The sequence below is a fragment of the Acetonema longum DSM 6540 genome, from assembly GCF_000219125.1.
In the GTDB taxonomy this organism is placed as follows: Bacteria; Bacillota; Negativicutes; order Sporomusales; family Acetonemataceae; genus Acetonema; species Acetonema longum.
On the sequence record NZ_AFGF01000115.1, the window covers coordinates 18,240 to 30,489 of the forward strand.

The following is a 12,250-nucleotide window of genomic DNA, read 5'->3' on the forward strand; positions in this document are numbered from 1 at the left end:
TCCGAGAACTTTATTATTACTATATTGGTGCGGGAGAAGGGACTTGAACCCCCACGGTTACCCGCCAGATCCTAAGTCTGGTGCGTCTGCCAGTTCCGCCACTCCCGCATGTTTCTATCCGAAAATATATAATCTGCATATAGATGGTGACCCACCCGCGACTCGAACGCGGGACACCCTGATTAAAAGTCAGGTGCTCTACCGACTGAGCTAGTGGGTCAAATAAAAAAATGGCTGGGGCGGCTGGACTCGAACCAACGCATGCGGGAGTCAAAGTCCCGTGCCTTACCGACTTGGCGACGCCCCAATTTTATATTTAATTTGATGGGGTGACTGGAGGGGCTCGAACCCTCGAGTAACGGATCCACAATCCGCCGTGTTAACCACTTCACCACAGCCACCATGCTATCCTGCCCGAGGCTGTTGCGCCTCGCGACAAAATATATTCTACCACTTCAAAAATCTGATGTCAAGGGTTTTTTCCTCTAGCATTTTTTCTTTGGACCTTTTTGATTCTCACTTTGGTGCGAGCGACAGCAAGCTTACCCCGTATAGATTGCCAAATATACGCATATTCTACCCATAGCCTTAAAAAATGAGAAATATGCCCGAATGCACAGAGGTGTTCTATTTATGCAGATCAAAACCGGTCACGAGATTGTCAGGCTGCACAGCGACTATGAAGAAAAGATCCAGGAGCTGGAGAATTCGGTAATTGCCCTGCAGGGATATGGCTATACGCAAAAGGTATTGGAAGAGAAATTGGAGAATCTAAAATTCGAAATGCAGCTTTTAGAGGGCACACGGTTTCAGCCCCTTGAGCCCACCACCATTGTCAATTCCATGCTCGGCGGAACAACACCAGACGACAGATCCTACAGTTAAAGCCAGTGGCATCGCCACTGGCTTTAATGATATAATACAGCCAATAAGAAATGCTTTTATGGAAGAAGGAGATGCAGCTCATGAGCCGAGTAATAGCCGGTAAACTCCTGGCAGGGGTAATTTTTGGCGACGGCAACACCAAAGAATACATTTACCTCCCGGCAGGAGAGGTCGGATCTTCCGCGCCGATTTGCATCATGGAAAGCCGGGACAAACAGCGGGATCTCGTCCTGGAGGAAGCGGTCGCCCAGGTTTTGCGCCTCAGTCTGAAACCCGCCCGTCATCCTTTGCTTGGAAACAGATCCTTTTAAAAAACAAAATGCTGCCTGAAAAAGCAATCGCTTAATTCAGGCAGCATTTTCTATATCCTAGTTATTTCTTCCGGCAATCGCCAGGGCCACTGTCTCAGACGACAAAGGCAGGCTGAAAAAGTTGATATCCAGAGCGTCATACAGTGCATTGGCAATGACTGAGGGCACGGAAATCATGGGGTGCTCCCCTATGCCGCGGGCGCCAAAGGGTCCGTCAGGCTGAGGATTTTCCACGCAGATCGGCAGGATTTCCACCGGAATATCTTTGGCCGTCGGAATCTTGTTGTCGGTGAAGGAAGGATTGAGCATGCGTCCGTCCGGGCTGAACTTAAATCCTTCAATCAAAGCCGAGCCGATTCCCTGCAGGACGCCGCCGATAATCTGCCCTTCCACCAGCTTTTTGTTAATGGCCTGACCGACATCAAAGGCAGAGGCGATTTTCAGAATGGAAACCTCGCCGGTTTCCACGTCCACCTCGATTTCTACGCCATGAGCGCCAAAGGTCCAGTCCAGGGCCGGCAACCCCTGGCCGTTATCGGGATTCAGATAGGTTAATCCGTCAGCCATATACACACCCCGGGCGATCAGCGGCCCGCCGATGCCGTTGCCATTTTCATAAACATAACCTAATGCCAAATCTTTATAGGAGACTCGCCGGCGGGCGTGTTGAATATGATAAATGGCTTCGCCGCCATGAGTCAGGTCATCCGCCGGGCACCGCAGTATCTGAGCGGCAAGCTCCTTCATCTGGTGCAGCATATTATGAGCGCAGCTTTTTACCGCGTTGCCGCCCATAAAGGTATATTTAGAAGCTACTGTGGACCAGTCATAAGGATGACGGTCGGTATCCGGGTCCCAGGCCACTTTGACTTTTTCCATAGGCATATCCAGTACTTCGGCCGCAATCTGAGCCATGGCCGTATTAGCCCCCTGACCCATATCCACTGCACCCAGCATGATCCGGACATTGCCGTCCTCATCCATCTGCATAATGGCTGAGGTTGAAGTATTGGAAGGCATAGCCGGGGCCTTCTGCAGGCAGGCTAATCCCTTGCCGCGCACCTTGCCGGTCTTGCGCGCCGCCTGCCGTTCCGCTTCCGAGCGATACCCTGTCCAGCCGATTTCTTTGGCCACCGCTTCCAGACAGTGATCCGGGCGGCCGGAGTTAAGGGTAATCCGCTCGCCGCTGAGGGTGAGAGAGCCTTCCCGCAATAAATTCTTCCACCGCAGTTCATAGGGATCCATGCCCAATTTCTGAGCCACCAGATCCATCTGCCGTTCAACGATCCAATGGGTTTCCAAATGGCCAAAACCGCGATAGGCCGTACTGAACACCTTATTGGTATATAAAGTGCGGGAGTGCAGCTCAACGTTGGGAATTTCATAGGGACCGGCGCCGGAATAGGTAGCCGCCCGGCCTACGTTTACACCATAGTCGGCATAAGCGCCACTGTCCCAGTCATAATAGATTTCCATGGCCGTAATCTTGCCGTCTTTGGTAACGCCGGTCTTTATCCGACCGCGCATGCCGGCCCGGGAAGGCAACTGATTGAATTCCTCTTCCCGGGAAGCGGTAATTTTAACCGGACGGCCTTTACAGACCCGGGACAGCACCGCTGCCAGGGGCTCAAGATGAATGCCTGCCTTACCGCCAAATCCGCCGCCTACATAAGGGGCAATCACCTGAATATCACTTTTGGCGATACCGAGGACTTGGCCATAAGCTGGCGCACCCCAAAGGGGGACTGGGTGGAAGACCAGATCTTCAAAACCGGGGAATAGGGATCGGCCTGGGCAATAGCCACGTGGGTCTCCATGGGCACATGGGCTACCGGCGGCAGGGTCAGCTCACTTTCCACTATGACATCGGCCGCGGCAAAGCCTTGCCGGATATTTCCCTTGATGGTTTTGTTCCAGCTGGCGATATTAGAATCAGGCTGAGGGAAGAATACGCCTTTAATATATTCCAGCTGGTTGATATCTTCATGAACCAGTGTTTTTCCATCCAGCGCTTCATCGACAGTCATCACTGGCGTCAATTCCTGATATTCCACCTTCACCAGGGTCAGAGCCCGCTCGGCGGTTGCTTCATCCACCGCTGCCACTGCTGCCACCGCTTCCCCCTGATACCTGACCGTGCCCCGGGCCAGTATCCGTTTATCCACCATATATAAACCTAAGAGATAGGGGATGTCTTCGCCGGTGAGTACGGCCTTCACCCCGGACAGAGCTTTGGCAGCGCTTGTATCAATGGAGACAATGGCCGCACTGGCATAAGGCGAATGCAAACATTTGGCATACAACATTCCCGGCAGTTCCATATCAAAGGTGTAAACCGCCCTGCCGGTTACTTTGTCTCGGGCGTCAAGCCGTACGGCTGACTTGCCAATATGACGGTATTGTTTGTCTCTCATTTCGCCCTTGCCTCCTTTTCCAGTTTAGCAGCCGATAAAATAGCGGCAATAATGGGAACATAACCGGTACAGCGGCAAAAGTTACCGGCTATGGCTTCTTTGGCTTCCGCTTCGGTGGGGTCCGGATTGCGGTTTAAGAGCGCCCGCGCCGACATCAGCATTCCCGGCGTGCAAAAACCGCATTGCAGGGCATCATGGTTCATAAACTCCTGCTGGAGAATAGACAGCCCGCCGTCGGGACTCAAGCCTTCTACCGTAGTGATGGCAGCGCCTTCAGCCTCAACCGCCAGCACCATGCAGGAATTGACCGCCAGGCCGTTCATGATAATGGTGCAGGCCCCGCATTCACCTTCACCGCAGCCTTCCTTCACGCCAAAGAGCTTTAATTCTTTGCGCAGAAAGCTGAGCAAGGTCATACTCGGATCAACGAAGGCATTTACCGCTTCGCTATTAACCCGGCAATGCAGCGAAATCCGCGGCAGACCGGAATCGATATAGGTAAAACAAGTCTTGGCAGCACCGTATCTTTCGCACATCTTATATACCTCCCGCAGCCAGCAATTGGGACAAGGCCCTTTTTACCAGTACGCCGGCGATATGACGGCGATATTCGGCTGAAGACCGCACATCGGAAATCGGTCTGATGCTTTTGGCCGCTTCCTCTCCTGCCCAGGCAGCCAGTTCAGGCGTCAGAGGCCGATCCTTGAGCTGTTCTTCCATCCGGGTCAGCCGGATGGGAGTGGGAGCCACCGCCGACATGGCAATCCGGAACTCTTTTGCTGCCGTCAGTCGTGCTGCCACCCCGACAATTCCCAAATCGTGCCCCCTGATGCGGGCTTGTTTGAGAAAAACAGCATCGGCGGCGTCCACATCCGGCAATGACACGCCAATGACGATATCTACCGGCTGCAGGACCGTTTTCTTGACACCGGTGAAGAACTCATGGATAGCCACTGTCTGTTGCCCCTGACTGTTGGCGACATGCACCTTGGCGTCATAGACCAGCAAAGGACCGGATAAATCCGCGCCGGGGGAGGCATTGCAAATGTTCCCCACCAAGGTGGCGCGGTTGCGGATTTGATAAGAAGCCAAAGCATTAGCGGCTTGGGCTAAAGCCGGATATTTCTCCCGGGTCATTGCTGCTCCGGCCACTTCATTCACATTGATCGAAGCCCCGATAAACAGTCCTTCCTGAGGTTTATAGTCCAGGCGCCTAGTCTCGGGAATAGATTTTATATCCAAAATATGCTCCGGCATCTGAGCATTACGGCGCAGCATGACCATTAGATCTGTGCCGCCGGCGAGGATTTTTGTCCCGGCGTTTTCCGCCAGGTAAGCCAAAGCCTCTTCCAGAGTCTGTGGTTTGACATAATCGAACCTGCTTAGCACGACTCTACCTCCTCGTACTGTTTTGTTCTGATGACATACCTGTTCCGACGCTAGTCTATATTCTTTTCAAAGCCTGATGAATCATTGATCTGTGTTATTGTAAGCGCAGCCCGTATGCGGAATATCGGAAATAGAGTATTTAAACATTTTTGAGAATATTTCGTCGATTTGCAATCGACGGACTTTATATTTCAATAGATCGTTACAGCAGACCGACAGGCGGTTTTCGGACCGGCATTGCCCGCTCCAGAGCAGAAGCTATGTTGATCAGCACCGGTTCGGCCCAGGGTCTGACTAAAAACTCAATGCCAATCGGGACTCCCAGAGGCGCGTCGGCGGTTGGTCGGGAAAAGCCGGCAGGCAGAGTAATTGCCGGGAAACCGGTTATAGCAGCCAGTACGCCGTTTCTTTCCACCTGGGGTTGACCCACGGCCGCCACCAAGCACTTCTGATGGGGGTATACCAATGCGTTCAGCTTGGCTGATGCCATTATATCCAGCAGACGTTGCTGCAGCGCCTGACGCCACATGAGTCTTTGCCGGTATTCCGGATCATGGGTGCTGAGACTCAGGGCTTTTTGCAGGTTTTCTTCGATGCCGGGATGGCAGAGACCGGTTGCCACGATATCCTGCAGTGAGCTTACCCGGCGACCTCCTGCCAAGCCGCGCAAATAGCCGTTTAAATGATCCTGGAAATCATACAGGTGTACGCTGATCTCGGCCACAAGCCGGTTAGCGTCAAATTTTTCGTCGATATCAACCAATTCTACTCCCAGCCGTCGCATGGTATCCAGAGTCTGATGGATCGTCCGGTTCACTTCCCGGTGCTCATTCTCCTGACCAAACAGGTGGTGCAGGATGCCGATCCTTTTGCCGGCAAGTCCGCCGGCATTGAGAAAATCCCGATAGGAATGGGGCAGATACCGGGCCGATTCTGCCGTCGCCGGATCGGCCGGATCATGGCCGGCGAGGACATCCAGCAGAGCGGCAGCGTCCGCCACTGTCCGGGTAATCGGCCCGGCAGTATCCTGGGTCAGGGAGTAGGGTACAATGCCTGTCCGGCTCACCAATCCCACTGTCGGACGCAGTCCCACCAGACTGTTGGCCGATGCCGGCGAGCGGATGGAATTCACCGTGTCAGTGCCAATACCCACTGTGCCGAAATTAGCGGCTATGCCGGCCCCGGTCCCGCCGCTGGAACCGCCGGGAGAACGGGTCAGGTCGTAGGGATTCAGAGTCTGCCCCAGGATGGAACTGACCGTTTCTCCCCAGATGGCAAATTCGTGCAGGTTGGCTTTGGCCAGAATAATCGCCCCTGCCTGGCGCAGCTTGCGGACGATGAAGGCATCGGCGGCCGGAATCATTTCCGCCAGGCTTTTTGAGCCAGCGGTGGTTGCCATGTCGGCGGTATCCACATTGTCTTTCAGAAGCGAGGGAATGCCGTGCAGCGGACCGGTCAGCCCGCTTCGCTGAAAGGCCTCGTCCAGCTCCCTGGCCTCTTCCAAGGCCCGGGGGTTGACTGAAATAACGCTGTTCAGCTTAGGTCCCTGTTGATCGTATTTCTCAATCCGCTCCAGGTAGGCCTGCACCAATTCGACACAGGTAAGCTGCCGGCTGTTAAATCGCCGGTGAATCTCCTGAATGCTCCATTCCCGAATATCGATGCCTGACAATGCTTTCACCTCACTTTGCTGTGATAATCGTGCCACTTTCGCCGCTAAAGGCCAGATGCGCATTTTCCAAAGAAACAATCACAGCCCGCCGGTGACGGCCGGAGTCGACGAACCGGATGGCGGCCTCCATTTTCGGGCCCATACTGCCAGGCGGGAAATGGCCTTCTGACTGGTATTGCCTGGCCTGGTCCAGGGTGAGACGGTCAAAGGCTTGCTGGTTGGGCTTGCCATAATGAATGCATACCCGGTCTACTTCGGTGAGCAGAAACAAGGCGTCCGCCCCCGCTTCCCTGGCAAGCAGCTGTCCGGCCATATCCTTGTCGATGACAGCCTCCACACCCTCCAGCCCGGCAGGAGTCCGGACAACAGGAACACCGCCGCCGCCAGCGGCGATCACAATGACGCCGGCATCCAGCATTTTCTTTATAGCGACTGCTTCCACAATTTCCACCGGTTCCGGCGAGGGAACCACCCTGCGCCAGCCGCGGCCGCTGTCTTCCCGCATAACGTGCCCTTTCCCGGACATCATGGCTTCGGCTTGTGTCTGAGAATAAAACGGGCCGATATATTTGGTCGGATTGGCAAAGGCCGGGTCCTCAGAGCGGACCACTACCTGGGTGATCATCGCGGCGACCGGCCGGTCCACGCCGGCATTCCGCAAAAAGTTGCCCAGGGTCTGGCTGATGGCATATCCCAATGATCCCTGGGTGTTGGAGACGCAGACATCCAGCGGCATCGGCGGCACCACATCCCTGGTCAGCTCATTTTTCAGCAGCAGGTTGCCAACCTGGGGACCGTTGCCGTGAGTAATGAGTACCCGATGGCCCTGTTTGATCAGCACAGCCACATGGCTGCAGGTATTCCTGATATTTTTCCATTGTTCATCACGGGTTCCTTTTTCCGTAGATTTGGTAATGGCATTGCCGCCGAATGCCAGCACAATCGTTTCTGCCAAACAGTCCACCCCCGTTTATTCAAAGGGACGCACTCCTGTGATGTGCGTCCCTTTGCTGTTTCTACCAAATTTACGCTTCGTCGTAGGCAACGATCCGGCAGATAGACGATTCGCCTCCCTCAAACCGCCAGGGATAGCAGCCTATGATCAGCCGCTTGTTCAATACTTTCTGCAATTCGCCGCCAACGTTCTCCGCATGAATGATATCATAGGGGAACAGGTCCACATGCATCAGCTGATAGTGGTCAGGCGGGAACATTTCATCCAGACTCTTGCCGAATTTCTTTTGCATATAGGAATCGCATTCAGCAGCCTGTTTCGGGCACCACTCGCGGATTTTGGTATTCATGGGATGGTCGGCCGAGCCGGCGTCCACCCCCAGCCATTTGATTTCCATTTTGCGGCACCATTGAGAGAATTCCCGGGTCGGTCCGGGGTGCTTGACCATGTACCGTACCTCATCGGCCTCAGGCTGATCCCAGCCGTATTTCATGTAGCCGGTATGGATGAGCAGAATATCTCCTTTGCGGACTTCTACCCGGTCGGTAATATCTTTGGATGTATACACGCCATAATCCTCGCAGATATCGCTCAGGTCCACCACTACTCCCGGACCGATCAGGTCGTTCAGAGGAATGCTGGCAATATCGCGGCCATGGGTACAAAAATGCAGCGATCCGTCCAAATGGGTGCCTACATGATTGGAGGTGGTAATGACCTGGCCATTGGCGCCGTTGGAGCTCAGCCGTTTGAAGAACTTGATCTGCAGCGGCTCATAAGTAGGCCAGGGTGGTGTCAGATGACTCAGTTTTTGTGTCAGATCATACATCGTCACTTTGTCCCAGTTTTTAACCATGGTACAATCCCCCTTAAATTTTTATTTTACATACTCGGCCGCAAACGCAAGCAATGCTTTGGCAAAACACTCCCGGGGCGGATTGACCAGCCCGGCGCCCACTTGCCCGACACCGGCTTCCCGGTGAGCCATGCCGGTATTAATCTGCGGCAGGATTCCCAGTTGGATAACCTTGCGGATATCAATGCCGGTGGCGCTGCCCCGGAAGTTGAACTGAGGTATGCTGAAAAACTTGCTTTCTCCAATCGTAATTTCATACATACGGTTGGAATAGGCCTGGGCGTCTTCCGCCGTGCCGCCGACAAACTGAACGATAGCCGGGGCGGCAGCCATGGCGAAGGCGCCAATACCGGCAGTTTCGGTAATCGCGCTGTCGCCGATATCCGGATTGGCATCCGCCTCGGTATAGCCGGGGAAAAGCAGACCTTTGATCATCTGGGCCGGGCCGGTAAACCAGCGATTGCCCAGCCCGCTGACCCGGATGCCGAACTCGGTGCCGTTGCGGGCCATGGTGGTGACCATGGTGCTGCAGGGAACGCCGTTAGCCGCATCCAGCGCCGCTTTGCAGCAGGGCATGGAAAGATTTAAGAAGAAATGCTCGTTGCTGTTAATAAAGTTAAAGACTCTGACCAGGTCCTCCTGAAGTATTCCAGCCTGCATCAGATGAGGCGCTATAGCCCGGATAAAGAGAGAAGTACCGGCTTTGTTGCGGTTGTGTCCTTCGTCTCCCATATGCAGCACCTGAGCTACCATGGCCCGCATATCGATGCCGCCTGACAGCTGGATGGCCTTTTTCAGGGCCGGGCCAAGAATTTTCTCGATCCATCGCAGGCGGTCAACCACCTCCTGGTTGTAGGCGCCGTAGCGAAGGACCTTGCCCAGTCCTTCGTTCAGGGTACAAAAAGCCGTGTTGCCATGGGTGATATTTTTTAGCACGAACACTGGCATAGAGGCGGATACGATGCCGGCCATTGGGCCCACGCCGCCTTTTTCGTGGCAAGGGCAATAAGTGATTTCGCCGGATGCTGCCATTCGTTCGGCGCCGGCCGCGTCAGATGCCAGTCCTTCGTAGATCAGGGCACCCATAACGGCGCCGCGCATGGGACCGGACATTTGTTCCCAGGCTATGGGCGGGCCGGAATGAAGAATGGTTTTCTTGGTCATGCCCGGGATAAAGTCCAGGGCAGTCTGGATATCCGTTAGCATAGGTTGTGCGCTGCTGAACCGGTCATAGGCCTCCTGATTGGCTGCCTGAATCTGAGCTTCTAATGGCGCCAAGGAATCCAAAGCCTTCAGCAGGCGCACATCGCCTCCGGCCGGCGGCGTCCAGTCCACATGCACGGCCGGCACCCCCTGAGCTGCCAGGTCATTTTTGAAAATCTCGGTTCCCATGTGAATGGTTTCTATTTTTTTACCGAACAATCGATTGATCCCCGTCATCCTCTCATCTCCTTTTAGGCTCCGTTCTTAACGATGGCTGCGGCCAGCCTGGCAGCCTTTATATTGGCATCAGCCAAAGCTACGCCGGCGTCAACCAGTTTGGCCTGCTGATCGGCATAATCCTGAGGATCCCGATAGGTACCGCAGATGGAAGCCACGACGGACAAGTAACGGCCTTGCCCTTTGGCCAGTTTTTTTGCTTCTTTGACTACCGGCGCCAAAATGCCGGCCGGATCGGGATGAGAGCCATATCCCAGCACCACATCCAACAAAATGACGGCAGTTTCCGGGTCCCTGGCCTCCTGCAGCAAACGCTCCAGCCGGATGGTCGGGTCAATCATCGGGTGGGGACGCCCTACCGTAAATTTGTCATCGCCAAGATCAATGGCAGTGTGTTTCATGCTTTTAGCTGAATCCGGCAGCATGAACCGGGAATCAAAGACAATATTGGAATAGATTGGTCCCAGGTCTTCCTGCATCGCCAGAATCGCCTCATCACAAAGGGTTCCGCCGGTGTACAGAGCCCGGACATATTTTTGTCCGGGCGCCAGCCCTGCCTGTTCCTGCCGGATCAGGGACAGCTCGGCTGTAACACAGCTCCAGTCCGTTGACAGCGGTTCTTTATTGGCTAAAGCCACCGCCTTCCGGGCTGTATCCGCCAGGTTGCATCCGGCGACAGCGCCTGCCTGCTCCACAATCTGCCGGTCGCCTCCCAGAAAATAAACGACTTTCGGTTTGCCGCCCCGTTTCATCAGGCCGAGTATTTTTTCTGTCACGCCGGGGGCCGGTGGTTTGGAAATGATGACAATAACGTCGGTAGCAGGGTCGTTTTCCAGTGCCTGCAGAGCATCCAGCATCATGATGCCGCCGACTTCGGCTTTCAGGTCTCTGCCGCCGGTACCGATCACCTGGGAGACACCGCCGCCGAAACGGTCGATGAGGCAGGTGACCTCCTGAGTCCCTGTGCCGGATGCTGCAACTACGCCGATGTTTCCCGGACGCACCACATTGGCGAAGCACAAAGGAACATGATTGATGATCGCTGTCCCGCAATCGGGTCCCATCAGTAGCAATCCCCGGTCATGAGCCAATTTTTTCAACTGGACTTCATCCTGAAGGGAAACATTATCGGAAAATAGCATGACATGCAACTGATTCTCCAGAGCTTTGCGGACTTCTCGCGCGGCGAATGCGCCGGGCAGAGAAATAATGGCCAGGTTACTCTCCGGATAAGCGGCGACAGCGCCTTCCAGGCTCTTAGGAGCCTCGACAACGCCCTTAGCAGCCCGGTTACGCTGCACCAGAGCCTGCTCCACTTCCTTGAGGACATATTCCAGGCTCCCGGCATCTGCCGCCCCAACAGCAATAATGAGATCATTGGGTCCGGCGGCAGTCACCGACGGCAGCCCCATTCCTACCTGGGCAATCAGTTCTTTGTTCAGTTCGGTTCCCATGCTTACAACCGCCTCAAGAACTCCGGGCAAATTTTTCATTTTCTTGGAGATGGCCATTAATGTCACCGAATCGTAATAGGCGTTGGCCTTGATCAGTACCTGTACTTCCATCAGTAAACCTCCTTATAACCGGTTGTTTGGAAAGGCTCAAAGCTTCTTTCAGTAGAAGTTCCATTGCGGTAACGATACCGGCAATCACATCGTCGCTCGGAAGTGCTGCCTAAAGGACTAATACCCGGCCGGAAAAGCAGCTCCTGCCGGCGTAAGCACTGCCCCGAAACCAATAATACCCACTGCTAATTTCTGAATATGCAGATAATTCCGGTTGCGAATTTCCCGCCTCACATCCCGGATATTTTGACGTACTTGGCTAGCTGCCAAAACACTCGGGTCGAAATCAGTGGAATCAAAACCATTATAGACTTGCCGGAACACAAGTCAAATCTGTCAATTTTCAGAACGCTTAGATGTCAGCGGCTTAACAGGTTGATAGAATTTATAAATTACTTCCAGGAGGATGACGCGATCCCCTTTGTAAACTCTTCACAAACATATATGATTTTCATTGTTACTTTTCTCCCTCTTTGTGCCGTATACAACGCCTGGCTGCGGCAATAAGAATGCCCGCAGACGCGGGCATTTAAAGTCCTCTGGCTGTCCGGTTAACCCTTACAGGATGGGTCCTGATCCGTATCCAGGTCATTGACGACCCTCATCCGGGTAAATACTTCGAATGTCAGGCTTACGACAACAGCCACGATGGTTCCCAGCGCCATGCCTTTTAATTCAATCGTCCCGAACTTAACAGCTGCGCCGCTGATGCCGCTGATTAACACGACCGAGGTCAGAATCAGATTGCGGGACTTAGTGTAGT

At 54.1% G+C, this 12,250-nt stretch carries 10 protein-coding genes, 4 tRNA genes and 2 pseudogenes; 2 read left to right on the top strand and 14 right to left on the bottom strand.

The annotated features are described in order from the left end of the window. Window positions 1–25: 25 nt before the first annotated feature. The 4 genes from ALO_RS12350 to ALO_RS12365 form a co-directional block, all read right to left on the bottom strand. Window positions 26–108, bottom strand: a tRNA-Leu gene (locus ALO_RS12350). A 36-nt stretch (window positions 109–144) separates the two neighbouring features. Then, a tRNA-Lys gene (locus ALO_RS12355) sits at window positions 145–220 on the bottom strand. 11 nt (window positions 221–231) lie between these two features. Continuing rightward, window positions 232–307: transfer RNA gene (locus tag ALO_RS12360), tRNA-Gln, on the bottom strand. An 18-nt stretch (window positions 308–325) separates the two neighbouring features. Beyond that, a tRNA-His gene (locus ALO_RS12365) sits at window positions 326–401 on the bottom strand. 232 nt (window positions 402–633) lie between these two features. Here ALO_RS12365 and ALO_RS12370 point away from each other — a divergent pair. Further along, the gene (locus tag ALO_RS12370) at window positions 634–885 is read left to right on the top strand and encodes a hypothetical protein (RefSeq protein WP_004096402.1); all 252 of its coding nucleotides are present in this window, start codon (window positions 634–636) and stop codon (window positions 883–885) included. Window positions 886–965: 80 nt separating this feature from the next. Next, the gene (locus tag ALO_RS12375) at window positions 966–1,196 is read left to right on the top strand and encodes a hypothetical protein (RefSeq protein ID WP_004096404.1); all 231 of its coding nucleotides are present in this window, start codon (window positions 966–968) and stop codon (window positions 1,194–1,196) included. A gap of 57 nt (window positions 1,197–1,253) precedes the next feature. Here the strand turns inward: ALO_RS12375 and ALO_RS12380 are convergent, their stop codons facing one another. From ALO_RS12380 to ALO_RS12425, 10 genes and pseudogenes are all read right to left on the bottom strand, one after another. Next, window positions 1,254–2,468, bottom strand: a complete 1,215-nt coding sequence (locus ALO_RS12380) for a xanthine dehydrogenase family protein molybdopterin-binding subunit (protein ID WP_413788502.1) — start codon at window positions 2,466–2,468, stop codon at window positions 1,254–1,256. Then, window positions 2,469–3,610, bottom strand: a pseudogene (locus ALO_RS23800) (xanthine dehydrogenase family protein molybdopterin-binding subunit); the annotation flags it as partial. Then, window positions 3,607–4,146 carry a (2Fe-2S)-binding protein gene (locus tag ALO_RS12385; RefSeq protein ID WP_004096405.1) on the bottom strand — a complete coding sequence of 180 codons (540 nt, stop codon included), beginning with the start codon at window positions 4,144–4,146 and terminating at the stop codon, window positions 3,607–3,609. The gene ALO_RS12385 and the pseudogene ALO_RS23800, both read right to left, overlap by 4 nt. Window position 4,147: 1 nt before the next feature. After that, complete coding sequence (locus ALO_RS12390) at window positions 4,148–4,999, bottom strand: FAD binding domain-containing protein (RefSeq protein ID WP_004096407.1); 852 nt, start codon at window positions 4,997–4,999, stop codon at window positions 4,148–4,150. 202 nt (window positions 5,000–5,201) lie between these two features. Next, window positions 5,202–6,749, bottom strand: coding sequence for an amidase family protein (locus ALO_RS12395; RefSeq protein ID WP_202945775.1), 1,548 nt, complete (start codon window positions 6,747–6,749; stop codon window positions 5,202–5,204). Next, window positions 6,682–7,626, bottom strand: a complete 945-nt coding sequence (gene arcC / locus ALO_RS12400) for a carbamate kinase (protein ID WP_004096411.1) — start codon at window positions 7,624–7,626, stop codon at window positions 6,682–6,684. Before arcC ends, ALO_RS12395 begins: the two co-directional genes overlap by 68 nt. Before the next feature lie 70 nt (window positions 7,627–7,696). Beyond that, window positions 7,697–8,482 (bottom strand): cyclase family protein, encoded by a 786-nt coding sequence (locus ALO_RS12405; RefSeq protein WP_004096413.1) that lies wholly within the window; start codon window positions 8,480–8,482, stop codon window positions 7,697–7,699. A 21-nt stretch (window positions 8,483–8,503) separates the two neighbouring features. Then, the gene (locus ALO_RS12410; RefSeq protein ID WP_004096415.1) at window positions 8,504–9,922 is read right to left on the bottom strand and encodes a YlbE family protein; all 1,419 of its coding nucleotides are present in this window, start codon (window positions 9,920–9,922) and stop codon (window positions 8,504–8,506) included. 14 nt (window positions 9,923–9,936) lie between these two features. Then, complete coding sequence (fdrA, locus tag ALO_RS12415; RefSeq protein WP_004096417.1) at window positions 9,937–11,487, bottom strand: acyl-CoA synthetase FdrA; 1,551 nt, start codon at window positions 11,485–11,487, stop codon at window positions 9,937–9,939. A gap of 551 nt (window positions 11,488–12,038) precedes the next feature. After that, window positions 12,039–12,250 (bottom strand): annotated as a pseudogene (locus ALO_RS12425) (uracil permease); the annotation flags it as partial.

Excerpts from the sequence above, each read along its gene's own strand:
- ALO_RS12385 (WP_004096405.1), bottom strand. The coding sequence starts at position 4,146 with ATGTGCGAAAGATACGGTGCTGCCAAGACTTGTTTTACCTATATCGAT.
- ALO_RS12370 (WP_004096402.1), top strand. The coding sequence starts at position 634 with ATGCAGATCAAAACCGGTCACGAGATTGTCAGGCTGCACAGCGACTAT.
- ALO_RS12405 (WP_004096413.1), bottom strand. The coding sequence starts at position 8,482 with ATGGTTAAAAACTGGGACAAAGTGACGATGTATGATCTGACACAAAAA.
- fdrA (WP_004096417.1), bottom strand. The coding sequence starts at position 11,487 with ATGGAAGTACAGGTACTGATCAAGGCCAACGCCTATTACGATTCGGTG.
- ALO_RS12375 (WP_004096404.1), top strand. The coding sequence starts at position 966 with ATGAGCCGAGTAATAGCCGGTAAACTCCTGGCAGGGGTAATTTTTGGC.
- ALO_RS12380 (WP_413788502.1), bottom strand. The coding sequence starts at position 2,468 with ATGGATCTGGTGGCTCAGAAATTGGGCATGGATCCCTATGAACTGCGG.
- ALO_RS12410 (WP_004096415.1), bottom strand. The coding sequence starts at position 9,922 with ATGACGGGGATCAATCGATTGTTCGGTAAAAAAATAGAAACCATTCAC.